This window comes from Paenibacillus sp. RC21 (assembly GCF_044907935.1).
In the GTDB taxonomy this organism is placed as follows: Bacteria; Bacillota; Bacilli; order Paenibacillales; family Paenibacillaceae; genus Paenibacillus; species Paenibacillus terrae_A.
Genome location: NZ_JBIYCS010000003.1, coordinates 385,184 through 411,500 on the forward strand (window position 1 = coordinate 385,184; position 26,317 = coordinate 411,500).

The following is a 26,317-nucleotide window of genomic DNA, read 5'->3' on the forward strand; positions in this document are numbered from 1 at the left end:
AGATGAAAATAGCGATAGCACACGATTACTTAATCCAAATGGGCGGAGCGGAAAGGGTGGTAGAGGTATTCCACGATATGTATCCGGAGGCTCCAATCTTCACAACGGTGTTCAGCGACGACCGCCTGTCGAACAACTTGAAGGATGCAGATATTAGAGCCACCTGGCTACAGAACATCCCGGGAGTGAAGGCCAATTTCAAAGGAGTGCTGCCGCTGTACCCCATCGCTATCCGTGATTTTGATTTTAGGGATTTCGACATTGTGTTAAGCTCCAGCAGCGCATTTATGAAAAGCATCCAGGTACCTAAACATACGTTTCACATTTGTTACTGTCACACACCGATGCGGTTTGCCTGGGATTACGATACATATATGGCCCGGCAGTCCAAATCCAACCTGCTCAAAAGCATGCTAAAGCTTTACATGAATCGGTTGAAAACATGGGATGCCAAAACTTCTCGCAACGTAAACCAATTTGTCGCCAACTCTTCGGTCGTCAAACGGAGAATCCTGCACTATTACCAACGGGAGTCGGATGTCATTTTCCCTCCTGTTAATACATCCCGTTTCCAACGTGCTACAAGCATCGGTGACTATTACCTGATCGTATCCCGGTTAGTGTCCTACAAGCGCGTTGACCTGGCGATTGAGGCATTCAAGCGCAATGGTCTCAAGTTGCGCATTGTCGGTGAAGGACCGGATCGCAAAAGACTGGAAGGCATGGCCTCCCCGAACATTGAGTTTCTTGGCAGACTTGAAGACGAAGAGGTCAACAAGCTGATGGCAGAATGCCGTGCGCTCGTTTTTCCGGGGGAAGAGGACTTCGGTATCACGCCTCTGGAGGCGAATGCAGCCGGACGGCCTGTTATCGCTTATCAGGGCGGGGGAGCGTTGGATACCATTGTCCCTAATGTGAATGGTGTATTTTTCCGCAGACATCAGGTAGAGGATGTGCTGGAGGCGGTCGCCAATGTCGAGCAGCATGCATGGGATGTGGACGGTATCATTAGCCATGCACGCAAATTTGATGAAGATACGTTCAAGGATCATTTCAAAAAGTATGTAGAGCAAGCCTATGTGAACTTTCTAAAAGGAGGATGAACGGAATGAAGCTGGCTGTAATCGGTACTGGATACGTTGGACTCGTCTCGGGCGTGTGTTTTGCACATAAAGGTAATGAGGTGATTTGTGTCGATCTGGAGCAGCACAAAATCGACATGCTGAACCGGGCGGAATCTCCTATTTATGAACCTGGCATTGAGGAATTGATCGCGTTAAATCTGGAAGCGGGTCGTTTGGAGTTTACTTCGGATTTGGCCGACGCGGTTCGCCGCTCGGATATCGTTATTTTGGCGGTAGGTACGCCGTCTCTGGCTAACGGTGAAGCTAATCTGTCCTACATTGAGCAGGCTGCTGCTGATGTCGGGAAGGCCATGAACGGGTATAAAATTATAATGACCAAGAGCACGGTGCCTGTCGGAACGAACGAAAAGATCAAGGACGTGCTGGCCCGTCATACGAGTTTGTCCTTCGATATTGTATCCGCTCCGGAATTTCTGAGAGAAGGCTCTGCTATCAATGATACACTCCATCCAGATCGCATCATTATCGGTTTGGACAACACGGGGCTGCGTGAAACGATGGTTTCGCTGCATCAGGTGTTCACGGATAAAATTTATGTAACGGATATCCGCAGTGCAGAGATGATCAAATACGCGTCCAACGCATTTCTGGCGACCAAAATCTCGTTTATCAACGAAATCGCCAATATTTGCGAAAAGGTAGGCGCGGATGTTACCTGTGTGGCTGACGGTATGGGGATGGACAAACGAATCGGGTCCTCTTTCCTGCAAGCTGGGATCGGGTACGGTGGTTCTTGCTTCCCGAAAGACACGAATGCGCTCATCCAAATTGCGGGTAATGTGGATTATGAATTTAAGCTGTTAAAATCGGTGGTCGAGGTTAACACTGACCAGCGTTTCATGATCGTATCCAAGCTGCGTGAATCGCTGGGTCAGCTGCACGGCGTGCCGATTGGCATTTGGGGCTTGGCCTTCAAGCCGAATACAGACGATATCCGCGAGGCTCCGGCACTGGAAATCGTTGAAACGCTGGTTCAGGCAGGTGCTATTGTGAAGCTGTATGATCCGATTGCAATGGAAAAATTCAAGGAGCGCGTGGATCATCCGAATATTGTATGGTGCTCCTCCCCGCAGCAAGCTGCCGAGGGAAGCGACGCGGTCTGCCTGCTGACCGATTGGGAAGAGTTCAAAAACGTCAATCTCTTACAATTGTCTTCCATTCTGCACAAGCCAGTCCTGATTGACGGTCGTAACGTATTTACGGAGGAGCAGATTCAAGGCTCGGGGTTGGAATACTATTCCGTGGGTCGTCCGCGGATGAGTGGGTGGAATCGGGATAAGGTGGAAGCTTAAAAAAGTGACTGTGGTGGTTTTGGAGACGCTACGCGTGCAGATTGTTCTTCCGATTGCTGTTACCCCCGGATTTTCTTTATTGTGTAAAACATTCAAAGGTTAAAATCCGGGGATAAAGGCAAACGCTGCCGCTTCTTCAGAACAATTCTGCCCGCTTCGCTGCTTTCCGCCGTGGAGTCACAATTTTTAACCTCCACCTTATGGGGGGAGGTAGGAAGGGCGTATCCGAAGGAGCGGCGCGGGTGGTACCGCTCCTTCGGATTAAGGCGCCATGCGGCTGCGCCGGGCGCGCGAGCGTCTTTACAGGCTGACCGGACATGAATCGTCCGGTCGTGCTTTTTGCAATAAACGGTATGATTGGCATGATGCATATTTGAGTAGCGCAGGGATGGATTTGAAGCTGGAGAAGCGGAGCGTTCGCCTGAAAGCTTTCCAAAGGAAAGCTCGCATCGGAAGCATTAGCTTAGTGGGATTCTTACATCTAAATGTCTTACACAATCCAAAGAATCCCACGGCAACAGCGATCGTAAGATCAAATCCATCCCGTAGCGGGCTACTCGACCTTGCCCATCCGATCACCTACCCAAATTAGAGAGGAAGTGGAGAGTTATGAAGCTCGTACTTTTGTCTGGTGGTTCCGGTAAGAGATTATGGCCTTTGTCCAACGATTCCCGTTCCAAACAATTTTTGAAGGTGCTGGAGAGTCCGGAGGGTAATTCGGAATCTATGGTGCAGCGGGTGTGGAGACAACTGGGGGATAACGGCTTGTCCGAATCCTCGTTTATTGCAACAGGGAGAGCGCAGGTTGAAATGATTCAGAGTCAGGTTGGGCAGGATACGCGCATCATTGTTGAGCCGGAACGAAGAGATACTTTTCCCGCGATTGCGTTAACAGCCACTTATCTATATTCCATCGTGGGTGTTTCGCCCGATGAAATCGTTGCTATATTGCCGGTAGATCCCTATGTAGAGGATGCTTTCTTTGCTACAGTTGCCCAGTTGGAACATACTCTTCAGGAGAGTGAAGGCAAGCTTGCGTTAATCGGGGTTGTCCCTTCCTATCCTTCTGAGAAATATGGTTACATTATACCTAAAAATGATGCCACACAAGGTAGCACAGGCTACCGCAAAGTGAGCCATTTTCAAGAGAAACCCGACCGGGAGCAGGCGGAGCGTCTGATGGAACGCAATGCTCTATGGAACTGCGGGGTTTTTGCATTCAAATTGGGTTACTTGCTCGATATCTTGGCATCCAAAGGATTGCCGTTGAACTATGAAGAAATGCAAAAGCAATATTCTTCTCTGGAAAAAATCAGCTTTGACTATGAGGTAGTCGAGAAGGAGAAGGATATCGTTGTTCTTCCATATGATGGATTCTGGAAGGATTTAGGTACCTGGAACACCTTAACGGAAGAAATGTCCCATCAGCAAGTGGGCAGAGGCGTAGTAACGGAGGATTGCGTCAATACGAGCCTTATCAACGAACTGGATATCCCCGTGGCGATCATCGGAACGAATGATCTGATCGTAGCTGCCAGCCCGGATGGCATCCTTGTGACCAATAAGGCGGAAAGTCCGCGCATCAAGGAAGTGCTCAAGGCTCATAATCAGCGTCCAATGTACGAAGAGCGCCGTTGGGGTCATTATCGGGTAGTGGATTATGTGAAGTATGACGAGGGCAACGAGGTATTGACCAAGCGAATCCGTGTGCTGCAAGGCAAAAATATCAGCTACCAACTTCATTTCAAACGGAGTGAAATTTGGACCATTATTAGCGGTGAAGCGGAAATTATTTTGAATGAAAAGCTGCATAAGGTGAAGGCTGGTGATGTGGTTCGCATTCCAGAAGGGACGAAGCATAGCATTTTAGCCGTGACCGATGTGGAATTGATCGAGGTACAGACAGGTTCTGAGTTGATCGAAGAGGATATTGTCCGTTTTTGCATGGACTGGGATGAAATTTCCCGTCACCAGTTTATTTCATAAATGAGCATCTTGCAACCATCCTGGAAGATAAAAAAGGACTCATTTATGAAGTTTTTTAGCCCGAACTGTCGAAAATACGCGAAAATCTGTAAATTCATGAACATGACCTATTAAATTTTGGTAAAAAAAAGTCGATACTTAGGGTAAGAAGGAATCCAAACTCCTTCCACGATAAACGCAGCCCTGTTGAAAGGCAGGTACGCAAAGCTAAAGGGCCTTCCGTGAGGATGGCAGCCTGGCTACCGAAAGGAAGAGCGAGAGTGAGCCCCTATTTTACCCCTGTGTATCGATTGATACGCAGTGTACTCCCCGTTGTTATGCTTTTTTCCTTGTTGCCCGCCGGTTTTGGTGAATCTCTGTCCGTGGCGAATGCTGCCACATTACAGCCTGTTAATTCGGACGCTTCTGCTGAGGCCCGTGAACTATACAACTATTTGATCAGCATCTCGGGAAAAAAGATGGTCACAGGTCAACATGATTATTTGGAAAGTCCGGATGAATTAAGCAACAAGGTCCAGAAAATCAGTAAGGCGTATGCTGGTGTACATGGCTACGAGATGGGAGCCATCTCCGGCCAGTCCGCCGCTACGGAGGCAGCGCAACGTAAAAATGTCATCGATAGCGCCATACGTTGGAGTAGAGCTGGCGGAATGGTTACGATGACTTATCATGAACCGCTGCCGGGTAAACCACTGACTTGGGCCAATGTGCAGGCGAAAGTAAGCCAGGCGGAGTTCAATAAATACGTGACGCCGGGTACTACGCAGTATAATCTTCTCATTGCCGATCTGGATAAGGTCGCTGTATCGTTAAAGCAGCTTCGTGATGCAGGCGTTCCAGTATTATGGAGACCTTACCACGAAATGAACGGCGACTGGTTCTGGTGGGGAAACAAAAACAATTTCAATCAGCTCTGGAATATCATGTATGACCGTTTTGTAAACACGCATCAACTGAACAATCTGCTGTGGGTATGGAGTCCGAACGCGCCTAATTCGTACACTGTTCCATATACCCCGAAATATCCGGGGGATGACAAAGTGGATATTTTGGCTGTAGACATTTACAACCATGATTTTAAGCAAAGCCATTACGAAGGACTGCTCGGACTGGCACGGAATAAGCCGATTGCCATTGGGGAACACGGTGAGGTGCCCAGTCCCGAGGTGATGCAGGCTCAGCCAAAATGGGTGTATTCCATGACCTGGGGCAAGATGCTGACCGAAAATAACACGACGGATCAGATTCAGGATTATATGAATGATTCGACAAGCTTGACGCGGGATGATGTGAAAAAAGGGTTAGCTGCGATGAAAGAACCTGAGACGGAGCTACCGACCGTACCGGACACGGGGCCAAACGATCCAACTCCGGCTCCGCCAGTGGTAAGTAAACCAGCCCCGCCTTCCGTTCCGGATATGGTCTACGTGAACGGGCTGCGGGGTGAATATTTTAACAGCATGGATCTGGACGGCACCGCTGTTTTGGTTCGTACAGACAGTAAGCTGGATTATAACTGGCGTGCGGCCTCGCCTGATCCCGAGGTGAAGGCTGATCAGTTCTCGGTCCGCTGGACGGGCAAAATCAAGCCGCAATATAGTGAGACCTATACGCTTACCACGATATCCGATGATGGCATTCGTGTATGGGTAGACGGCAAGCTGGTTATTGATAGCTGGTTCAAACAAAGCTGGACAGAACGCAAGGGCAGCATTACCTTGCAAGCAGGCAAAATGGCAGATTTGAAAGTTGAATATTATGATGAAAAAGGCGACGCAATGGCACGTCTGATGTGGGAAAGTCAGCATGAAGCGAAAGCGGTAATTCCCGGCAACGCTTTGTTTCTTCCTTGATATATACTCTTTCCCCGCCAAAAATTTTGAGGAGAGAGGGTGGAGCACAATGATGAAAAAATGGTTGACCCAAAGGTATATAGTATTATTGGCCGGGCTGCTGGGGGTCGCAGCTATAGCGATGATCGCCTGGTTTATTCATACGCCTCCCAAGAGTGAAGAACTTCAGACGATTAAAGTAGCGGCGGCCAGTCCGGTATGGAAACTCGGTCAGCGGGATGACTCTTCAGCAGAATTTAAAGGTATGGTCGGTAAGGACAATGTCAATATTTCGGCGGCCTCCACCGAGTCGTCTGCTAAAGGAGCATCGTCAGCGATGTCCATAGCAGAGAGTACAACGGCTCCGGTATTGCTCAGCAGTGGAGATATTCCTCCCGGTTTAAATGCGTCCATGAATCCTGAACTATCACTCCAGTACAAGCTGGATCAGGTTCCTCCCAACGGGATGATATTCCGTGTACGGATTTTGGATGCGGGCAAAGCCGTTCCCCAAATGGCTGTATTTTCAAATCATCAGCTGTCCGGTATCATTCAGATTGCCGGGGTTTCCGGCACAGGCAGTGCATATAATTTCAAAAACAACTACGAGCTGTATATCCCCAAAGAGCAATTGCAAAGCGGTGTTAACGTACTCAAGCTAAAGACAGCGCGCTGCCTATACTGCTCCTCTGCTGAAGATAAAAATGTGTGGTGGACTTGGGATGACTTGAGCTTGGAGACGTTAGCTTCACCTGCGACTGAGCCGATACACGGTAAATATATACTGACCGGAACGAATGTGAACAATAAAGAATTTTATTATGATCAGGGTGCAGTAAAACATTTACCATACGTTCTCAAATGGCTGGGAATTGCATATAGCGGCAATGTCATGAGAGTCACATGCGCTAGTAATGTGAACAAGGCATGCACAGACGTGGAAGAGTACTATCAAACGTTGAAGCAGTATAATATGCAATCGTCGGCTTTGTATTTATATACGGGCGATATCAAGCTGCAAAAAGACGGCTCCCTGCCGGAGACGGCCAAGCAGAAATTGCGCGATTATGTAAAAAAATATGGTTCATACCTGCAATATTATGAAGTGGATAATGAACCGGGATTGTTTAACCGCTCGAAAGCAGTCAATCTGGCCGTGGCCAAGTGGCTGAATACGGAAGGTAAGCAATTGGCGCCACATCTCAAAACGGTAGCGCCGGGCTGGGCCTACTGGCCGACGTATTCGACCAAGGCTTGTAAAAACCAAACCGGAGGTACGCTGAAATGCGGCGATCCGGATGGATGGGAGCGGGACCCGGCACAACGTAAACAGCTGGAGGATGTCACCGACCTGACTAACGGGCACGCCTACGGCGAATCGTATAATGAAGAGGGCGGGGGCAGCTTCGTTCAAAATCTGAAAACCTTCGGCGGTTCAAGCAATGGGCTGGAGAAGAAGATGCTGAATACGGAGTTTGGTACGAACGATACGCATCGGGACAACCCTGATTACGGGGCCAGTCAGCCACAAGCAGCAGCATTCGACCGGATTATGCGTTCGCAGATCGGTTTTGCCAATATGTTTATCCAGCATGCTGCTTTTTATAAGGACTACACGCTGTTTAAAACCGGCTTTGACCTGCAAAATCACAATCCGGCGAATACGGAAATTTATCCGTTCGGACAAGGGCAGGACAGCCGTGTAAACATCATGAGACGCTTGAGTCTGGCTTATGCCACACACGGGAAACCATTGACTTATACGGTCCTGAATCCGGAGGAAACGAAGGATAAGATGGTCTATGTCCGTACAGTGGATACGTCTAAGCTTAAACCGCTGGCTGGCAGTGGGGCCACCTCGGACAAATTGCTAGTGAACCTGGTGAATTTTGAATCCACAGCACAGACGATCCGTGTACGGGTGACGATGCCGAAAGCCGGTTTGTACACGGGTGAACGCTTCGGAGCTGGCTCTACGTACAGCCAGGCACAGCGTTCCATATCCGGACTCAAGGCTTCGCCTGCCCTTGATTTTGAAGAAAAGCTGGGTCCCGGAGAGTCGGTGCAATACATTCTGGAACTGAAAAGTACAGATCAGACCGCAGCTTCGGCTCCTACAGAGGTGAAGGCCGCCTCTGTTCAGGAAGGCGCGGTAAAGATCAATTGGCTTCAGGCAGAAGGCGTATCCGCCTATGATGTACTGCGTGCGGACGGGACAAACGGGGCGTATCAGGTGATTGCATCGGAAGTAGTGGGAAGCGCGTATACGGACCACACGGTGAAAGCCGGAAGTCACTACGCTTACAAAGTCCGAGCGACTGGGGGCACCCAAGTGTCCCCGGCGGCCGAGGTCGCTTAATCAGGACAGATACAGAGTAGGACCAGCGTCGAAGAATACCTTACATGCAACCGAAAATAGAATGCCAAAGAACCTATCAGGAGAAAGTAGGACCTGACAGGTTCTTTTTTATCTGTAAATGGTTCTGATTTGGAAGTTCATTGCGTATATTTCAGAAGAAAATCCGAAAATCCTTTAATTTTCTCGCCATAAGACGACAACATTACAGGTATGTATTCATATATAATAGTTTTGCTCATAACTATACATACATGGTTTGTGGGGATTCTCTTTCCAGTGACCAAGAATGATAAAGTGAGGTAAGTGCCGAATGAACAAGGAGACTGAATCAGGAATGGACAACCCTCTTCTACGAAACAACGAACGGAAAGCAGACAAACCTGTCGTCCACTTGGACATCCGGGATATTTTGCTTCAATGCGGCATCACAATGCCGCATTGTCTACAGAGCGAAGCTGACGGAACCAAGGACCGAAAGGATAAGAGCTTGTAAAATACCGGTTGCCGGTACTGCTTAAAATAGGAGTGAACCGGCTCCCACCCTTCTTTATTCCATCATTCGTTCCATGCGGACAAACGCGATAAAACGCTTGGCTTCTTCCTCAGACAAAGTTCGTCCATCAATGGTCAAATTAAAACGTTGCAGGATATCTTCATCGGACAGCTCCAACTGGTCCACAAATTCCCTCACAGCTGAATCCAAAATTGCTGCCGGATGGCTAGTGCGTCCTACCAAGTAATCAATGGATACCCCGAAAATGTCTGCAAGCTTGGTCAGTATCTCAAAATCTGGCTTGCGCCGGTTTTTTTCATAGTGAGAAAGAGCCGCCCGCGTAATTCCGAGGGATTGTGCTAGTTCCTCTTGTTTTAATCCCTTATATTCCCGTAATTCAGCGATGCGGGTGCCATAATTCATCTGATATTCCTCCTGAATGCAAGGTTGAGAAAGAAAAAAAGCAAGTTTACGCTTGACAAGATACGTTTTGTATCATAAATTAGTTATGTAAGATACATAACGTATCTATATTTTATAGTTTTAACCATATGTTATCGTTCATATACCCTGGGAGGCCACCGATGGTTTAGCACTTGTGCTTATTCGCTGGCTAGACCCTCTATGCGCTATTATACAACATTTTACTATAGATTATATGGTCATGCTATGCAGAGGATCAGTACAAGCGTCATTGCATCGAAAACAAGTCAATCAGAGAGGACTGGTCTTGTGCAGCTGAAAGAGTACATTCGTATGATCCAAAAAAGAATATGGTTGATTAGCGGTATCGTATTGTTGGTATGTGCTGTGGTGGGTGTGAAAAATGTATATTTTACCCCTCAGATTTATGAAGCGACAGCGAAGCTTATTATCAACCAGACGCCAAGGCCGGATCGTGCGGGTGTCGTCGATTACAGTGTCGTTCAAACGAATATAGCCTTAACGAACTCCTATAAGCAAATTATGATGTCCTCGGCAATTATGGACCAGGTGGTCGCCAGCTTCCCCGATCTCAAGGTCACTCCGTCAGTTCTGGCGCAAAAACTAAGAGTAAACACCGCAGGTGATTCACAGGTCATGGATTTAACAATCCGTGATTTATCGTATACGAAGGCTGTCAAAACCGTAAATGCGATAGCCAAAGTATTCAAACGACAAATTCCCTCTATCATGAAAATGGACAACGTCACGATTCTAAGCGAAGCCAGTCTGACTGAACCGGCTGTTCCTGTGAACAGTAATCCCGCTATACAGATGCTTATTGCTTTTTCCGCCTCCTTGTTGCTGGGTATAGGCTTGGCGTTTTTGCTGGAAGTGCTGGACGATACCTTTAAAAATGAAGAGGACGTTGAAAAAGAACTCGGCCTGCCTACCCTGTCCCTGATTACGAAAATGAAAAAAGAAGACAAACGCTCCGACGGTTCAGCTACAACTCCCAAACAGGTAGGTGAAGGACAATATGCCGCGATTAATCAATAACCAGCTCGTCACATCCCTGCATGCCCAATCTTCCGTTTCGGAGGAGTACCGTATGCTTCGCACGAACATCCAGTTTTCTTCTGTAGATGAGCCGATTGAGGTTATGATGGTCGCATCAGCTCAGGCGGGTGAAGGCAGGACGGTCACGATTAGCAATTTGGCTGTAACGTATGCGCAAGAGGGGAAAAAGGTGCTGGTCATGGACATGGATTTGCGCCGCTCTTCCTTGCACCACATGTTCGGCTTGCGTAACCATACCGGTCTGACGCGTGTCCTTGCCAACCAGCAGCCATGGCAGGAAGTGGTTCAGGAAACAGGGATCGATCATCTGTATACCATTACAGCCGGACCGACTCCGCCGAATCCGTCCGAAATGCTCAGTTCCCGCAGAATGAACGCTCTAATGTCTGAGCTGAAGGAGCATTATGATGTGATTTTAATGGATACGCCGCCATTGTTGTCCTTTCCAGATGGCCTCATTATAAGCGCCATGTGTGACGGAGTAATTTTGGTGGTGCAGGCAGGGAAGGTCAAAAAGGATCTCGTCAAGAAAGCGAAAGCCAATTTGGAAAGAGTAAAGGCACGTATTTTGGGCGTGGTGCTCAACAACGTGAAACGGTCGGATACTCGTGCGGAGCGCGGCATGGAGGAACGCAACCTGACATGAACAGAAAGGAGGGAAATGAGAGTTAATAAAATTCTTTTAACAATGAATAAATAATACTTATCAATCGGAAACTGAGGTGATGAGCAGTGTCTTCTTCCCACTCGAACGAGGCCGAAGCTTTGAGTACATCAGTGGAAGTGTATTCGGCCGCTCATGGGCTTGAACGTCGGCAAGGATTGAGCGTATATCCGTTCGTGAAGCGAAGTATGGACATCATGCTGTCGTTCATTGGATTAATCGTGCTGTGCCCGGTATTTCTGCTCGTGATTTTGCTGATTAAGCTGGAGGACCCGAGAGGAAGCGCGTTATTTTATCAAGTTCGTATTGGTAAAAATGAGCGGCCGTTTCGCATGATCAAATTTCGTTCCATGGTGTCCGATGCCGAGGACAGATTGTCCACGCTGCTGCTGGAAAATGAAATCGAAGGTGCAATGTTCAAAATGCGGGATGATCCACGCATCACCCGTATTGGGCGCTTCCTCCGCAGAACGAGCATTGATGAGCTGCCGCAACTGCTGAATGTACTACGTGGGCAGATGAGTCTGGTAGGGCCCAGACCCCCGCTGCCCAGAGAAGTCGATGATTATACGGTAAGGGATAAGCTGCGTCTGACGGTTACGCCAGGCTGTACCGGCCTATGGCAGGTCAGCGGTCGTAATCATCTGAGCTTTAACCAGATGGTAGAGCTGGATCTGGAATACATATCCAGACGCAGTTTACGCACGGATATTATCATCATGCTGAAAACGTTCCGGGTGCTATTGGGCTCCAACGATGCATATTAAATTCACTCCAACAGGAAGGGTAGGGGAAAGCATGGATCTTCATTCCAACATATATGTAGCAGGGCACAACGGACTGGTGGGTTCCGCCATTGTTCGGGCATTGAGCAAAGCAGGCTACCGTAACCTGATCACTCGCACAAGCAGCGAGCTGGATCTGCGTAACAAGGAGGCTGTAGACCGCTTTTTCGAAACTGAGTCGGTGGACTATGTGTTTTTGGCAGCAGCCAAGGTTGGTGGGATTCTGGCGAACAACGATTACCCGGCCGATTTTATCCGTGACAATCTGCTCATCCAGACGAATGTGATAGACGCGGCATACCGGACGAATATAAGCAAGCTGCTATTTCTTGGGTCGACCTGTATTTATCCCAAATTTGCCCCGCAGCCGTTGCGGGAGGAATATCTGCTCACAGGTGAGCTGGAGCCTACGAATGAAGCCTATGCTATCGCTAAAATCGCCGGGATTAAAATGTGCCAGTCCTACAACCGTCAATATGGAACCCGTTTTATTTCGGTGATGCCTACGAATTTGTACGGTCCAGGCGACAATTTTGATCTCCAGACCTCTCATGTGCTGCCTGCGCTCATCCGCAAGTTTCACGAAGCCAAGCTGAATCAGTCCCCGACAGTCGAAGTATGGGGCTCCGGCACACCACGCCGTGAATTTCTTCATTCGGATGATTTGGCGGAAGCCTGTCTGTTCCTGATGAATAGCTATGAGGGAAATGAGATTGTGAACATCGGCGTTGGGGAGGATATTTCCATCCGGGAGCTGGCTGAACGGGTGAAGGAAGTCGTCGGTTATGAGGGGGAAATTACCTTTAACACGTCCGCTCCCGATGGCACACCGCGCAAGCTGGTGGATGTGTCCCGAATTTCCGGGCTGGGCTGGTCGGCGCGTATTTCACTGGAAGAGGGATTAAGGTCTGTGTATCAGGCATTTCAAGGTCTGGATCTGGTTGAACAATAAAAAACGGTGGAGGAATAGGAATGAAAAAAGCGCTGATCACAGGGATTACCGGACAGGACGGATCTTATCTGGCCGAGTTGCTGCTGTCCAAAGATTATGAGGTGTACGGGGTACGCAGACGCACCAGTACGCCGAACTTTGAAAATGTGGCACATATCCAGAATGACATTCATTGGCTTTCCGGCGATATGACCGATCTGGCTTCGCTCATCGAAGCCGTGCGTCAGTCTGACCCGGATGAGGTCTATAACCTGGCTGCCCAATCCTTCGTCGCGGCCTCATGGCCGCAGCCCTTGGCTACCGGGCAGATTACAGCGCTATCCGTCACCAATATGCTGGAGGCGGTACGGATTGCCAAGCCGGACACGCGCTTTTATCAGGCGTCGAGCAGTGAGATGTTCGGCAAGGTGTTGGAGACGCCGCAGACAGAAACGACCCCATTTTACCCGCGCAGCCCTTACGGTGTCGCCAAAGTGTACGGTCATTGGATCACGGTGAACTACCGCGAAAGCTTTGATATGTTTGCATGCTCAGGCATTTTGTTCAATCATGAATCGCCCCGCCGTGGGCTGGAGTTTGTAACACGCAAAGTGACGGACGCTGTAGCCCGTATCAAGCTGGGTTTGCAGCAGGAGCTGCGCATGGGGAATCTGGATTCGCTGCGGGACTGGGGTTTTGCGGGGGATTACGTTAAGGCAATGTGGATGATGCTCCAGCAGGATCAACCGGATGATTACGTCATTTCAACGGGAGAAATGCATTCCGTCCGCGAACTGCTGCAAATCGCCTTTTCCCATGCAGGTCTGAACTATGAGGATTATGTCGTCATTGATCCTCAGTTCGTCCGTCCGGCAGAGGTGGATCTACTGCTCGGCAATTGCGCCAAAGCAAAGGAAAAGCTGGGCTGGCGAGTGGAAGTAGACTTCGAACAGCTCATTCATATGATGGTGGATACAGACTTGGAGCGGGTAAAAAGGCAGGCTGCGGTCGAAGCTTCCGTCGTCGTGTAAGACATGGAGGGACCGCCCGCCTGGCCGGGAGGTCTCTTCGCTGTACATTATTGTAGTCGCATCGGCAGAACAGCATGCTATGGAGCCGTGCGAAAGGTCATTTTTCAAGATGGAGTAGAGCTTATGACATTAGTCAAAAATCGCGCCAAATCGCGCAGAAGTCTGCTGGCGAATACGTCTTGGCTGTTCGGTGACAAGATGATCCGCATGGTGTTTGGGCTGGCGGTCAGCATTATCATGGCGAGAGTGCTCGGACCGGAGGAGCTGGGGAAGTGGAATTATGCGGAATCTTTTTTCGGGATGTTTCTGATTTTCACGACTCTTGGCTTTGATTCCATATTGGTGCGCGATCTCGTCAAGGACCCCAAGGATGAGCAGGAGTTATTGGGTACGGCGATTCTGCTGAAGCTGGCGGGTACTTTGGTAGCCATTGTCTTGTCATGCTCCTTCATTTCGCTGCTCAGACCGGAGGATAGTTCCGTACGGTTGATCAATCTGATCTTGGCAACAGCCTCGGTGTTTCAGTTGTTTGATATCATCGACTACTGGTTCCGGGCGCAAATGTTGTCCAAATACACCGTCATTGCCAAGAACACAGCCTTTGTCCTCAGCTCCACCGTTAAAATCATTTTATTGCTGTCTGGTGTCCCCATATGGGTGGTGGCGCTGTGCGCTCATGGCGAGTTTCTGCTGGGAAGTCTGATTCTGCTGTATTTCTTCCGTAAGGAAGAACGGCGTATGCACAAGTGGACGTTCAGCCTAACCACAGCACGACGAATCATGAATCACAGTTGGCCGCTTATTTTGTCATCCTCCGCTGTATATGTACAGGCACGGATCGATCAGGTCATTATCGGCGAGATGTTGGGGGATGCGGCGGTGGGGCAATATTCTGTTGCGCTCCGTCTTATTGAAGTGCTGGGCTTCATTCCGGTCGTTCTTACCACAGCATATGCCCCGGTGGTGACCCGTTCCAAGATGAAAGGGAGCGACGAATACAGACAGACGTTGTCCAACGTGTATCGGCTGATGTTTATCTGCTTTCTTGTGACCTCAATACCATTATTTTTTCTGTCCCAATGGGTGGTGGTCGTGCTGTATGGGCAGGAATTTACCGAGGCAGGCTCGTTGCTGTCGCTGTTTGCGATTCGTTTGTTTTTCACCAATTTCAGTGTTGCCAAAAGCTTGTTTATCACGAATGAAAATTTGTTCAAATATACGCTGCTGACCTCGATCGTGGGTGCGGTGACGAATGTGGCTTTAAATTATGCGCTTATCCCGTTACTTGGTGTTCGAGGTTCGTTGGTGGCGACCATCTTGTCTTTTACGATATCTGTATTTCTATTAGATTTGCTATTTAAAGAAGTAAAAGCCAATTTGGGCTGGATGATGAAGTCGATCCTGACCTTCTGGCGTGTTCATATTACAGTACCGAAAGTTGGAGAGAACAATCATGATACCCATTAAACCGTTTGTTCAGCATGAGGGACAATGTCCGCATTGTGGAGGTAAGGTACGGGGCGGAGAGGTGCTGTGGCAGGGAATTCATGTATGTGTCAGCACTTGGTGTGAGGGCTGTGGACGTGAATATATCGAGGATATGCGGGTCGGGCATGCGACGTATTCACCCTATCGGGTAGAAATGCCTAACTATACACTAACCGGAGATGCGAAATCGAGAAAATGGCTCGGAGAGCCCTTGCGGCAAGCGTTGCTCAGTCCTTCCTATGATTTGGCGGTTGGCATGACTGTGCATAAAATGAAACCCTTTAAGCGAATCATCATCGTCAATACGATTGATTATTTGTATGGTCACGCTTTGCTCAAGCTGCTGAATGTGCAGCGGGAATACGAACAATCGCCGGAGCTGGGTATCGTCGTTATTGTGCAAAAATCGCTGGAGTGGATGGTTCCCGCATGTGTGGCTGAAATCTGGACAGTAGATGTGCCATTCAGCAAGGCCCGCAACTTTTATCCGGTGCTGCATCATCGGATGATAGAGGAACTGGTACGCTTTGATGAGGTCTATGTCAGTCCGGCGTATTCACACCCTAGTCAGTTCGATATAGAGCAGTTTACGGGCATCCCCCGTTATGAGGAGGGGCGCGAGTCGGAGCCGCGCATTACCTTCGTATGGAGGGAAGACCGCTTGTGGAGCGGCAGCCATCATATCGCACGGGCGGTGCAGAAATTTCCGCAGCTCAAGCGTTGGCTCAAACCGCTGATTTATCATCAGCGCAGTAAAATTATCCAGTTGTTCCGCAGGCTGCGGGAATCCTTTCCGGATTATCGTTTTACAGTCGCCGGATTGGGTCGCACCGGGAGCTTCCCGGCATGGATTACGGACGAACGTGTCGCACGCTTCGACCGGGAAAGCGAGCTAAGGGTATGCGAGGTGTACGCAGCCAGCCGATTGGTGATCGGCATTCACGGCTCCAATATGCTGCTGCCCTCCGCACATGCCGGTATGACGATTGACTTGATGCCCAAGGATCGTTGGGGCAACTACGCGCAGGATATTTTATTTCACGAAACGGACCATCGGCTTACGGCCTACAAATACCGCTTTGTCCCGATGGAGTCGAGCGTGACATTGGTGTCAGATATGGCGGCTGCCCAGCTTAAAGGAGCGGACCATTTTAATATGCAGATGATGGAGGAAAGGCAGGGGGAAAGTTCGGTTTGGAGGGGGGAGGCCGCTTCGAGCAGGATTTGATCTTCCGATCGCTGTTGACGCGGGATTCCCTGATTGAATAAGCCCCTATAGGGGGCGGAATCCCACGTCAAAGGCGAACGCTTCGCTTCTACAGATTCAAATCCTACCCTCCGCTACTTCCCGCCGCCGCCAAAAAGAATTTCCCCCAGCCCATAGGGTGGGGGAAGGTAAGAGCCGCCCGGCGATAGCTTCGCCTATCGCCGTGAACTTCTCTCGGACACGCATCCCAGCGTAGTCTACGGCTGCGTGCATCCGCCCGCGTAACCCGCGCAGCGGGGGCACTTCATGCCCTAAGTTCCCTTTTTTTAAATTAGGGTGACTTTATGGACACGGCGGTTAGCAGCGGAGCGGTCCATTTGAATCTGAAGAAGCGATAGCGTTCGCCTTTGCAGTGGGATTCTTACCTTGAAATGTTTTATATCATCCAAGAATCCCACTGCAACAGCGATCGGAAGATCAAATGGAGTGCGCAGCGGTCTCTAAACCCTCCGCGCCCCATAACTCACCCAATATGAAATGGCAGGAGTCTAATGATGATTCAAAAAATATTGTATCTTCGCAATTTTGCCAGCAAGGTGAACGGGGCCTCATACAATTTGCAGGAAGTCGGCTTGGGCAAAGCACTCGTTCGGAAAGGCTTCGATTGCGACATTGTCTACTACAACGACCACAAGGAAACCCATCTGGAGCAGGTATACCGTCACGAAGGCTGCACATTGCGCATCATCTGGCTCCACGGGTTTAAGTTCCTGAGCAACAGCATCTACAGGGATGTCCTCAATCATTCGTTTTTGGCTGCTTATGATTGGGTCATTTCCACAGAATACAACCAGATCATGACTTATCTGCTTTCCCGCAAATGTCCCGAAAAGCTGGTGCTGTATCATGGCCCGTACCGCGATAACACACATGCGCTGATCCGAAGATTGTACGATACCCTGCTACTGCCGAAGGTGGCAAAGTCTCTACGCTGTACCTTTGTCAAATCCGATCTTGCCAAGCGCTATCTGGAGGATAAAGGCTTTCACAACGTCGTCACCCTTGGAGTCGGACTGGACCGCAGCAAGGTGGAGGGAAAGTTCAACAATGAGAACAATGACAACAGCGGCAACGACAAAAGCGAAGACCGGGAGAAAAATCCTGAGGTCGCGGATGAGCTGAGGCGGCTCGGGGATCGTCCGGTGCTACTGTATGTCGGCGTGCTGGAGGAGCGGAGAAATATACGTTTTATGCTAGGCGTGTTCAAAAAGGTACTTCAAAAGCATCCCAGTTGCCTTTTGTTAATGGTCGGGGATGGACGTAAGGCGGATACGGATCGCTATTGGGCCTATGCACATGAGCTTGGGCTGACGGACAGTATTTTGCATTTTTCAAGAGTGGAGCAGCGCCATCTGTGGCAGATTTACGGAGCAGCGGATGCGATGCTGTTTCCGACTCATTACGATATTTTCGGTATGGTTCTGCTGGAAAGTATGCTGTTTCGCGTCCCGATTATCTCTTCGGTAAATGGCGGCTCGGTTACCTTGATCGAGGACGGGGTGAGCGGAGTGATCCTGAGAAGCTTTTCAGAGGAGGAATGGGTGAGTCGAGTCTCTGAATTGTTGGACAATGCTGAGCTGAGACAAAGTATGGCGGAGCAGGCGTTTCTTACAGTCGAGCGTATGTCGTGGGATCGTATTGCGGAAGAAATGCTAAGCCACTCACGGATACAACCGATGCAGCCTATGCACCATCCCATGCAATCTACGCAGGAACGAGGGACCGCCACGTGAGCAAACAGATCAACATACAGACGGGGCCTCCAGTACATCTACAGGCTTCAAACCCAGATCATCATCATGTTCAGGGGGAGGTCCCTCAGTCCGACATATCATCACCATTAACGGATACAGCAAGCCATGTCCATCGACGTGAATATAACCAAAAAACGGTGGGCAAGGTGCTGGTCATCCACAACTTTTATCAGCAAAGCGGGGGAGAAGACAAGGTTGTTGAACAGGAATTGGCTATGCTGCGCTCCAGAGGGATAGAGTCAGAGCATTATTATGTGCATAACGACAGCATCCAAAGCAAAGGGCTGGCTAACATGGCAAAGCTGGCGGTGGAGGCGGCTTGGTCCCTGCCAGAGTTCAAAAGAATCAAAAAGCTGCTTTTGCGGGTGAAGCCGGATGTGGTGCATGTGCATAACTTTTTTCCAGTTATATCTCCTTCCGTCTATCATGCCTGTGAACGGCTGGGGATTCCGGTCGTCCAGACGCTGCATAATTACAGGCTGATTTGTCCGGCGGCGACCTTTATGCGAGGGAATGAGGTTTGTGAAAAATGCCTGCACGGCACGCTGCTGCATTCCATCCGCCACGGGTGCTACCGGGGCTCACCGCTACAGACGATTCCAGTGGCGGCGATGATCAAGTTCAACGATCTGATCGGCACATGGCAGCACAAAGTAAGTCGATATATTGCGCTAACCGAGTTTGCGCGGGAGAAATTTGCTGAAAGTGGCATTCCACCGGATCGTATCGCGGTAAAGCCAAATTTCATCCAACGTAAAGAGGTGGAAGCCGTGTATGACCCGGATGATCGTTACTTGTTGTTTGTGGGGCGGATCTCTGCTGAAAAAGGGGTGCGTAATCTGCTGCAAGCCTGGATACAGGTGGAAGATCGGGGCGACTTGAGACTGGTCATCATCGGGGATGGCCCGGAAAAGGCTGAACTGGCTGCCGCATATCCGCAGGAGGACATCCGTTTTCTCGGCAAGCAGGATGGAGACACGGTGCTGGATTGCATGAGCCGGGCCATGTATGTCATGGTTCCTTCCATTTGGTATGAAGGCTTTCCCATGACCATCGTAGAGTCCTATTCCGTGGGAACCCCGGTGTTGTGCAGCCGGATCGGGGCGCTGGAGGAAGTGGTGGAGGATGGAGTAACCGGGTTCCATTTTCAACATGATGATATGGAACATATAAGTGCCGTAATCCGTCGTGCGACAGCCTATGAAAACTATCCAGCCATGAGACAGAAGGTATCGGAAATATATGCTGAACGCTACACGCAAGAAGTGAATTACGAGCAACTGATGGCCATATACAACGAGGCGATAGAGGAGCGTGCTTATGAAGCAACTGCCCCAGTATAGAGTCGGAAGGATTGCGGACGCAGATATTGCGGCGCTTACGTTTCAGGAAACCGTACACACGGTGGAGCAATGGGCAGTCGGACGCAAGGACAGCTATGTATGTATCTGTAACACGCATTCTATTGTTACAGCCGGAAATCAATCCGAGTTCCATGAAGCACTTGCGCGTGCAGATTTGTGTACCCCGGATGGTATGCCGCTGGTTTGGGCGCTCAAGCTGTATGGATTTGAGCGTCAGGACCGGGTGGACGGCCCCAGTCTGATGCTCAAGCTGTGCGAACGCGCGCCGCAGACAGGATTAAGTATCTATTTTTACGGCAGCACGCCGGATGCGCTGGACAGCCTGAAGGAAAGAATGGAGCAGGACTACCCAGGAATTCGAATTGTAGGTGGCTTTTCACCGCCATTTCGGGAGCTTCGGCCCGATGAGGAGGAGCAGATTATTCATGACATCAATGCGTCAGGCGCGCATATCATCTTCGTCAGCTTGGGCTGTCCGAAGCAGGAAATATGGATGTATCGTAACAAAGACCGCATCCGTGGCGTGATGATTGGTGTAGGAGCGGCCTTTGACTATATCACCGGAAAGGTTCGCAGACCGCCGCTAATGATACAAAGGCTGGGGCTGGAGTGGCTGTACCGCCTGATCAGCGAGCCGAAACGGTTATGGAAGAGATACGCCTATAACAATCCGGTGTATGTATACCGATTTCTCAAATCCTATCGGCGGAACAAACGGCTTACGCTCCATCATAATCGGCATGCAGGGAGAGGCGTAGAGAAGTGAAGCTGGTAAAAGCGTAATTCAGCGAGACAGTATGTAAAAGGGGGAGCCGCTTTGAAGCTATGTGTAATTGGTGCGGGGTATGTCGGACTGGTATCGGGAGTCTGTTTTGCCGCGCTCGGGAATACGGTTGTCTGTGTCGACCAGAATGAGGACAAAATTAGTCAGCTTCATGAAGGAAAAGTACCGATTTATGAGCCGGGCTTAAAAGGCTTGATCCAGGATAATGTCGAGCAGGGACGCCTGACCTTTACAACAGATACCACATCTGCGGTAGAGGGAGCGGAGATTGTTATTTTGGCGGTCGGTACGCCTTCGTTGCCGGGCGGGGAAGCGAACCTGTCCTATATTGAAGGAGCCGCACGCGAGGTGGCAGACGCCATGAATGGCTACAAAGTGATTGTCACCAAAAGCACGGTGCCTGTCGGAACCAATGATCGTATTCACAGCCTGATCGCGAGCCGCACGAACTACTCTTTTGGCGTGGCTTCGGTTCCTGAATTTTTACGCGAAGGCTCGGCGGTAGCAGATACGCTCCAGCCGGACCGCATCGTGATCGGGGCATCCGACCCTCATGTCGCCGCTGTGCTGTGTACGCTGCATGAGCCGCTGACGACAAATATTTTGACCACAGATATCCGTTCGGCGGAGATGATCAAGTACGCGTCGAACGCTTTTTTGGCGACTAAAATTTCGTTTATTAATGAGATTGCGAATATTTGTGAAAAAGTGGGCGCAGACGTTACGCGTGTGGCACACGGCATGGGGCTGGATCAGCGGATCGGTTCCTCTTTTCTGTCCGCAGGCATCGGCTATGGCGGCTCTTGTTTTCCCAAGGATACACAGGCGCTGATCCAAATTGCGGGCAATGTGGATTATGAATTCAAGCTGCTGAAATCGGTGGTGGAAGTGAATCAGGGGCAGCGCTTTAATGTGTTACGCAAGCTGGAAGAAGCGCTGGGTGATCTGGAAGGAGCCACGATTGGCATATGGGGGCTGGCGTTCAAGCCGAATACAGATGATGTAAGAGATGCTCCAGCGCTGGATATTATGCAGTCGCTTCTGGAAGCGGGGGCGCAAATTCGCGCGTATGACCCGGTTGCTACCGCCAACTTCCGCAAATTGCTGGACAGCTCGGAAGTGATGTGGGCCGATAGCGCACGAGAAGCGGCAGAAGGATGCGACGCGCTGTGTCTGCTGACGGAGTGGGAGGAATTTGGTGAGGTGGGGCTGGGTGAGCTGAACGAGCTTATGAAGCATCCCATTATGATCGACGGACGCAATGTGTACCGTGAGGAGCAAATCAGACAGTCCGCCTTTGCATACTATTCTGTCGGCAGGCCGCAGATGAACAATATGGATATGGATCGTCATCGGTCTGTAATGAACCCGTAAAGGGGGAGGCTCTGTATGAAACGATGGCTGAAAATAACATTAGGGGCCGCTGCATTATTGATGGTAGGTGCTTGTGCTTACACCGCTTATGTATATCATTCCGTTCAAACGGCGGCAAATGCCATGTACCATCCGCGGAGTATCGTGCAGCCCGCCGCGATTTCTACCCTTGCAACAGGCGGAGCGGGACGCCCGGCAGTAACAAGCAACGGATCGGGCACACCCAATCCGGCGGCCATATCCCAATTCAAGCCGTTCACCGTGCTTGTGTTGGGGGTGGACCAGCGTCCCCATGATCGGGGGCGTTCGGATACGATGATCGTCCTGTCCGTTAATCCCGCCGAAGGCACTGTGTTGATGTTCAACATCCCGCGCGATACGCGAACGGAGCTGATCGGCAGGGGACGTGAGGACAAAATCAATCATGCCTTTGCCTTTGGCGGGGTGGACATGTCGATTCGTACGGTAGAGCATTTCTTGAATCATCCGATGGATTACTATGTGCAAATGAACATGGAAGGGTTTGCGAAAATGGTAGACCTTTTGGGGGGAGTCGCGGTTAACAATCCGCTCGATTTTCAATATGAAGGACATCATTTTACACAGGGCAGCTTGAAACTGAACGGGACTGAGGCGTTGGCCTATGCCCGGATGCGTTTTGATGATCCGCGCGGGGATCTCGGGAGAAATGCCCGCCAGCGGGAGCTGCTCAAGCAAATTGTCGCACAGGCGATCAGCAAGGAAGGGCTGTTAAGGGGAAAATCGATATTGCAGGCAGCGGGGGAGCAGATCCGCACGGATATGACCTTTGAAGATATGACGACCTTCCTGACCCGGATCGGCCCGTCTCTACGGCAGACGGATATGATTGAGTTGAAGGGCCATGGAACCAAAATCAACGGAGTGTATTATTACATCGTGGATGATCAGGAACGCCAGCGTATCCGTGGACTGATGGAGAAGCATTTGCTTACCACAGCCATATCACCTTAGGCTTGTCCCACATACATCTGTAGTGTTCAGTAGAATGTGCAACTGAGGGGAGGGGCGATTTGTGCTGTTCAGAAGAAGAGCGGTTTCCGCGTTCGTCCGCAAGCTGCTGTATTTTGCATTGATATGTGGGCTGTTATGGCTGCTGTGGCTGGGTCTGGGCGGGGTGATGTCTACGGGTGAGGGCGATCAGGCGGTTGAAGCGCTGAATGAGTTCTATATGATGGAGCAAGCAGGTAATTTCGGAGGCTCCTGGGAGCTTTTTCATCCACAAATGAAGAAGAGATTTGAAAAATCCACGTATGTACAGCAGCGTGCGCATGTGTTTATGCAGGATATGGGGACGGATACGTTCAAATTCGAGCTGGGAGAGCCGCAGGCTGAATATGATATTCGCACAGAGCAGAGTGGAGACGAGTTGGGAAAGGCGTATCGCATTACGGTTACCCAGCATTACAAGACCCGGTTCGGCACTTTTGAAATCGTACAGCCTTGTTATGTGACGCAGGAAGGTGAAGAGTGGCGGGTACTCTGGATATACAAGGATAAGGAATAGATGGACGCGGTGTTTCTAACAGGTTAAATATGGTACAATACTTCCAAAACCGGAAATGAACAGCAAAATAGAATAGAGCTTCACTCCGGATGGAAGGAGTTTCATAGCATGCAGCAAGCGACAGGACAGCTTCCCGTCATACGTATGGAGGGTGTGAGTAAAATCATTTCTTCAAAAGCGATTGTGGACGATCTGACGCTGGAGGTTCCAGCGGGGCAGGTATTTGGTTTCCTCGGACCGAACGGTGCGGGAAAAACAACCACCATCCGTATGATGGTTGGCCTGATTTCGATCAGTAAAGGCGATATCCATATTTGTGGAGACAGCATCAAAACCGATTTTGAAAAGGCTGTTTCCCACATTGGTGCGATTGTGGAGAACCCGGAGATGTACAAATTTCTGACCGGTTATCAAAATTTGCAGCATTTTGCGAGAATGTCATCGGGGGTGACCAGGGAGCGCATAGATGAGGCGATCCGTTTGGTAGGACTCGGGAACCGGATTCACGATAAAGTCAAAACCTACTCGCTCGGAATGCGGCAGAGACTCGGGGTAGCACAGGCGATCTTGCATCGGCCAAAGCTGCTCGTGCTGGACGAGCCGACCAACGGGTTGGACCCGCAGGGTATCCGCGAGCTGAGGGATTATTTGCGGCAGTTGAGCCGGAGCGAGGGAATTACAATATTTGTATCGAGTCATTTGTTGTCCGAAATGGAGCTGATGTGCGACCGTGTCGCCATTATCCAAAGCGGACGGCTGATTGACATCAAGCAGCTAAAGAGCACAGGTGGAGAGGCCCAGACGGCGGAAATTGCTTTTGAAGTGAATGATGCCCAGCAAGCCTATGCGCTTGCCGGTGCAGGGCGCGTCGAAGGCAACCAACTGCTGCTGCATCTGGAGCGGGAGCAGATAGCAGACATGAACAGCCTTCTTACTGCAAATGGAGTCAAGGTATATGCGATTCGTCCGGTGGCCCGTACGCTGGAAGATCAATTCTTGGAAGTGACGGGAGGCGGGTCCATTGGCTGACTTCTTCAAGCTGGTACATAACGAAAATCTTAAAATTTACTTGCGTGTACGGACGTGGATTATGCTAGGGCTGCTGGCGGTCATCACGGCTGTGATTCCGATGCTGATTGCCCTGGTTTCCGATCAGGTCAGCGTGTGGGATGGTATCGTGTTGACGGCGATGTTTACATTTTTCCTCAATACGACGTTTACGGTCATTGTAGCGGCTGATTCGGTGGCGGGTGAATTTACATGGGGAACCATCAAGCTGCTGCTTATCCGCCCTTGGACCCGCAGCAAAATTCTTTTGTCCAAATATATATCGGTCATCCTGTTCAGTTTGCTCGGAACGTTCATTTTAATAGCGATGGTTACGCTGTCCTCTTGGCTGATGTTATCCAAAGATACGCCAGCCGGTTCGATTCCGCCGTTCAGTGATCCGATTTCTTATGTAACACTGAACTTCTTGTACAGCTATATCGCTCTATTCGTGACCATCGCCTTTGCTTTTATGCTGTCCGCTGTTTTTCGTTCCAGCGCCTTGGCGATTGGCCTGTCTTTGTTCATGATGTTCACCAAAACAATCTATAATTCAATCGGTTTGTTTAGTACAGATCGTTATGAATGGACCAAATACGTGCTGTTTACGCATATGGACCTGAAAAAATATCTCGAAATGCCGCCGGGCACGGTAAGTTCTGGTTTGACCTTTTCGCTCACCGTGCTGGCTGCCTATTATGTAATTTTTATCGCAATTGCCTGGGTAGTTTTTGTAAAACGGGATGTTTCAACCTAAATTCTGAAAGCAGTAAAAAGGACGTGTTAAATGGCTATCCATTTGCACGTCCTTTTTGCACTGTTTTGGCGCTTGTATCTATACAATTACCGCTACAGATTATGCGTACCGGGGTATATTGCAACCTATTTTCAGCAAGAATCAATCAATAGGGTCGTTTTGCGTTTAAAGAGGTAGAGAAAAACAGATCAGAAGGGGGTGCTGCATGATATGCTGCCCTGCTGTTTATTTTCTCATGGGGTGTATGGCCTACGCTGCGTGATCAGGTAACGAATTTATTTGAAAATGCGCCGAAGCTCATTAGCAGTCTGGTTGATCAATTGAGCCAAAGGCGGCATAATCAATCCTTGAGACAAGTGCTGCCTCCGGGTGAAGATCCGCTGTCACGACTGTCGGAGGATAGGATGGAGTAAATGGAATTATCCCGTCTCTGATTGCAGGTTTGCTTGACTGGTATCTCTGTCTTTGCGAGTACCGGATTGTGTTTCAAGATCAGAACCGTAAGTTGAAGCAGACGGTTCTGCGTCTTTCGTGCGGATCATCTGACTCGTACCGTCCAGTACGCCGCCTTCGGAGATGACCAGCGCGGCGGCGGCTACATTACCGTACAGTTCGCCCGTAGGCGTGATCGTCAGCCGTCCCTCTGTGGTGATGCTGCCGAATACCTTGCCGGCCAGGATGACGTCTTGTGCGATGATATCCGAACGCACAACAGCAGATTCCCCGATCACGACGGCGCGAGTGCTGCGGATATCGCCCTGAAAATGGCCATCAATCCGAATATTGGCCTCAGCCTCAATCGTACCTTCAAAGCTGGTGCCGTTAGCCAACAGCGTATCGGTCGCAGGAGCGGCCAGCTTTTTTTTGGAGTCCTTGAACATGTTGTTTTCCTCCAATCCTTTTATTGTAAGCATT

General features: G+C 49.9%; 24 protein-coding genes and 1 riboswitch. Of the genes, 22 read left to right on the top strand and 2 right to left on the bottom strand.

Annotation, left to right across the window (positions count from 1 at the left end):
- Positions 1 to 2: 2 nt before the first annotated feature.
- The 7 genes from ABIA61_RS11490 (at position 3) to ABIA61_RS11520 (ending at position 9,107) form a co-directional block, all read left to right on the top strand.
- Positions 3 to 1,103 carry a glycosyltransferase gene (locus ABIA61_RS11490; protein WP_404520324.1) on the top strand — a complete coding sequence of 367 codons (1,101 nt, stop codon included), beginning with the start codon at positions 3 to 5 and terminating at the stop codon, positions 1,101 to 1,103.
- A gap of 5 nt (positions 1,104 to 1,108) precedes the next feature.
- Positions 1,109 to 2,437 (top strand): UDP-glucose dehydrogenase family protein, encoded by a 1,329-nt coding sequence (locus tag ABIA61_RS11495; protein WP_283654962.1) that lies wholly within the window; start codon positions 1,109 to 1,111, stop codon positions 2,435 to 2,437.
- A 171-nt stretch (positions 2,438 to 2,608) separates the two neighbouring features.
- On the top strand, positions 2,609 to 2,758 hold the full coding sequence (locus ABIA61_RS11500) for a hypothetical protein (protein WP_404580751.1): 150 nt from the start codon (positions 2,609 to 2,611) through the stop codon (positions 2,756 to 2,758).
- Positions 2,759 to 3,046: 288 nt separating this feature from the next.
- Entirely contained in the window at positions 3,047 to 4,423 is a 1,377-nt protein-coding gene (locus ABIA61_RS11505; RefSeq protein ID WP_283654964.1) for a sugar phosphate nucleotidyltransferase, read from the top strand.
- A 166-nt stretch (positions 4,424 to 4,589) separates the two neighbouring features.
- Positions 4,590 to 4,670, top strand: a riboswitch (cyclic di-GMP riboswitch).
- Positions 4,651 to 6,276: a glycosyl hydrolase gene (locus ABIA61_RS11510; RefSeq protein ID WP_404520322.1), complete on the top strand. Its 1,626-nt coding sequence runs from the start codon at positions 4,651 to 4,653 to the stop codon at positions 6,274 to 6,276. (Overlaps the previous riboswitch by 20 nt.)
- Positions 6,277 to 6,325: 49 nt before the next feature.
- Positions 6,326 to 8,614, top strand: a complete 2,289-nt coding sequence (locus tag ABIA61_RS11515; protein ID WP_404580021.1) for a PD-(D/E)XK nuclease family protein — start codon at positions 6,326 to 6,328, stop codon at positions 8,612 to 8,614.
- Between the two features lie 310 nt (positions 8,615 to 8,924).
- Entirely contained in the window at positions 8,925 to 9,107 is a 183-nt protein-coding gene (locus ABIA61_RS11520; protein WP_283654966.1) for a hypothetical protein, read from the top strand.
- Between the two features lie 54 nt (positions 9,108 to 9,161).
- Here the strand turns inward: ABIA61_RS11520 and ABIA61_RS11525 are convergent, their stop codons facing one another.
- Entirely contained in the window at positions 9,162 to 9,530 is a 369-nt protein-coding gene (locus ABIA61_RS11525; protein ID WP_044645213.1) for a helix-turn-helix domain-containing protein, read from the bottom strand.
- A gap of 309 nt (positions 9,531 to 9,839) precedes the next feature.
- On the opposite strand from ABIA61_RS11525, the gene ABIA61_RS11530 reads away from it, so the two are divergent.
- From ABIA61_RS11530 to ABIA61_RS11600, 15 genes are all read left to right on the top strand, one after another.
- Positions 9,840 to 10,589 carry a YveK family protein gene (locus ABIA61_RS11530; RefSeq protein ID WP_404580752.1) on the top strand — a complete coding sequence of 250 codons (750 nt, stop codon included), beginning with the start codon at positions 9,840 to 9,842 and terminating at the stop codon, positions 10,587 to 10,589.
- Positions 10,570 to 11,256 (top strand): CpsD/CapB family tyrosine-protein kinase, encoded by a 687-nt coding sequence (locus ABIA61_RS11535; RefSeq protein WP_404580753.1) that lies wholly within the window; start codon positions 10,570 to 10,572, stop codon positions 11,254 to 11,256. The genes ABIA61_RS11530 and ABIA61_RS11535 overlap by 20 nt, the downstream gene beginning before the upstream one ends.
- Positions 11,257 to 11,342: 86 nt before the next feature.
- Positions 11,343 to 12,041 (top strand): sugar transferase, encoded by a 699-nt coding sequence (locus tag ABIA61_RS11540; RefSeq protein WP_283654969.1) that lies wholly within the window; start codon positions 11,343 to 11,345, stop codon positions 12,039 to 12,041.
- Positions 12,042 to 12,072: 31 nt separating this feature from the next.
- Entirely contained in the window at positions 12,073 to 13,011 is a 939-nt protein-coding gene (gene fcl, locus ABIA61_RS11545; protein ID WP_283654970.1) for a GDP-L-fucose synthase, read from the top strand.
- Positions 13,012 to 13,031: 20 nt separating this feature from the next.
- Positions 13,032 to 14,021 carry a GDP-mannose 4,6-dehydratase gene (gene gmd, locus ABIA61_RS11550; protein ID WP_404580754.1) on the top strand — a complete coding sequence of 330 codons (990 nt, stop codon included), beginning with the start codon at positions 13,032 to 13,034 and terminating at the stop codon, positions 14,019 to 14,021.
- A gap of 123 nt (positions 14,022 to 14,144) precedes the next feature.
- Positions 14,145 to 15,488, top strand: coding sequence for a flippase (locus tag ABIA61_RS11555; protein ID WP_283654972.1), 1,344 nt, complete (start codon positions 14,145 to 14,147; stop codon positions 15,486 to 15,488).
- Positions 15,475 to 16,737, top strand: coding sequence for a hypothetical protein (locus ABIA61_RS11560; protein WP_404580755.1), 1,263 nt, complete (start codon positions 15,475 to 15,477; stop codon positions 16,735 to 16,737). Before ABIA61_RS11555 ends, ABIA61_RS11560 begins: the two co-directional genes overlap by 14 nt.
- Positions 16,738 to 17,270: 533 nt before the next feature.
- Complete coding sequence (locus tag ABIA61_RS11565; protein WP_283656216.1) at positions 17,271 to 18,509, top strand: glycosyltransferase family 4 protein; 1,239 nt, start codon at positions 17,271 to 17,273, stop codon at positions 18,507 to 18,509.
- A 158-nt stretch (positions 18,510 to 18,667) separates the two neighbouring features.
- The gene (locus tag ABIA61_RS11570; RefSeq protein WP_404520444.1) at positions 18,668 to 19,873 is read left to right on the top strand and encodes a glycosyltransferase family 4 protein; all 1,206 of its coding nucleotides are present in this window, start codon (positions 18,668 to 18,670) and stop codon (positions 19,871 to 19,873) included.
- On the top strand, positions 19,851 to 20,660 hold the full coding sequence (locus ABIA61_RS11575; RefSeq protein WP_283654975.1) for a WecB/TagA/CpsF family glycosyltransferase: 810 nt from the start codon (positions 19,851 to 19,853) through the stop codon (positions 20,658 to 20,660). Before ABIA61_RS11570 ends, ABIA61_RS11575 begins: the two co-directional genes overlap by 23 nt.
- A 51-nt stretch (positions 20,661 to 20,711) precedes the next feature.
- Entirely contained in the window at positions 20,712 to 22,052 is a 1,341-nt protein-coding gene (locus ABIA61_RS11580; RefSeq protein ID WP_283654976.1) for a UDP-glucose dehydrogenase family protein, read from the top strand.
- Between the two features lie 15 nt (positions 22,053 to 22,067).
- A complete protein-coding gene (locus tag ABIA61_RS11585) occupies positions 22,068 to 23,045 on the top strand; it encodes an LCP family glycopolymer transferase (protein WP_283657691.1) in 978 nt (325 codons plus the stop codon).
- Between the two features lie 61 nt (positions 23,046 to 23,106).
- Complete coding sequence (locus ABIA61_RS11590; RefSeq protein ID WP_404580756.1) at positions 23,107 to 23,598, top strand: hypothetical protein; 492 nt, start codon at positions 23,107 to 23,109, stop codon at positions 23,596 to 23,598.
- A 108-nt stretch (positions 23,599 to 23,706) separates the two neighbouring features.
- Entirely contained in the window at positions 23,707 to 24,627 is a 921-nt protein-coding gene (locus tag ABIA61_RS11595) for an ABC transporter ATP-binding protein (RefSeq protein WP_283654978.1), read from the top strand.
- Complete coding sequence (locus ABIA61_RS11600) at positions 24,620 to 25,402, top strand: ABC transporter permease (protein WP_404520301.1); 783 nt, start codon at positions 24,620 to 24,622, stop codon at positions 25,400 to 25,402. The genes ABIA61_RS11595 and ABIA61_RS11600 overlap by 8 nt, the downstream gene beginning before the upstream one ends.
- Positions 25,403 to 25,821: 419 nt before the next feature.
- Here the strand turns inward: ABIA61_RS11600 and ABIA61_RS11605 are convergent, their stop codons facing one another.
- Positions 25,822 to 26,283, bottom strand: coding sequence for a bactofilin family protein (locus ABIA61_RS11605; protein ID WP_404520443.1), 462 nt, complete (start codon positions 26,281 to 26,283; stop codon positions 25,822 to 25,824).
- Positions 26,284 to 26,317: the final 34 nt, after the last annotated feature.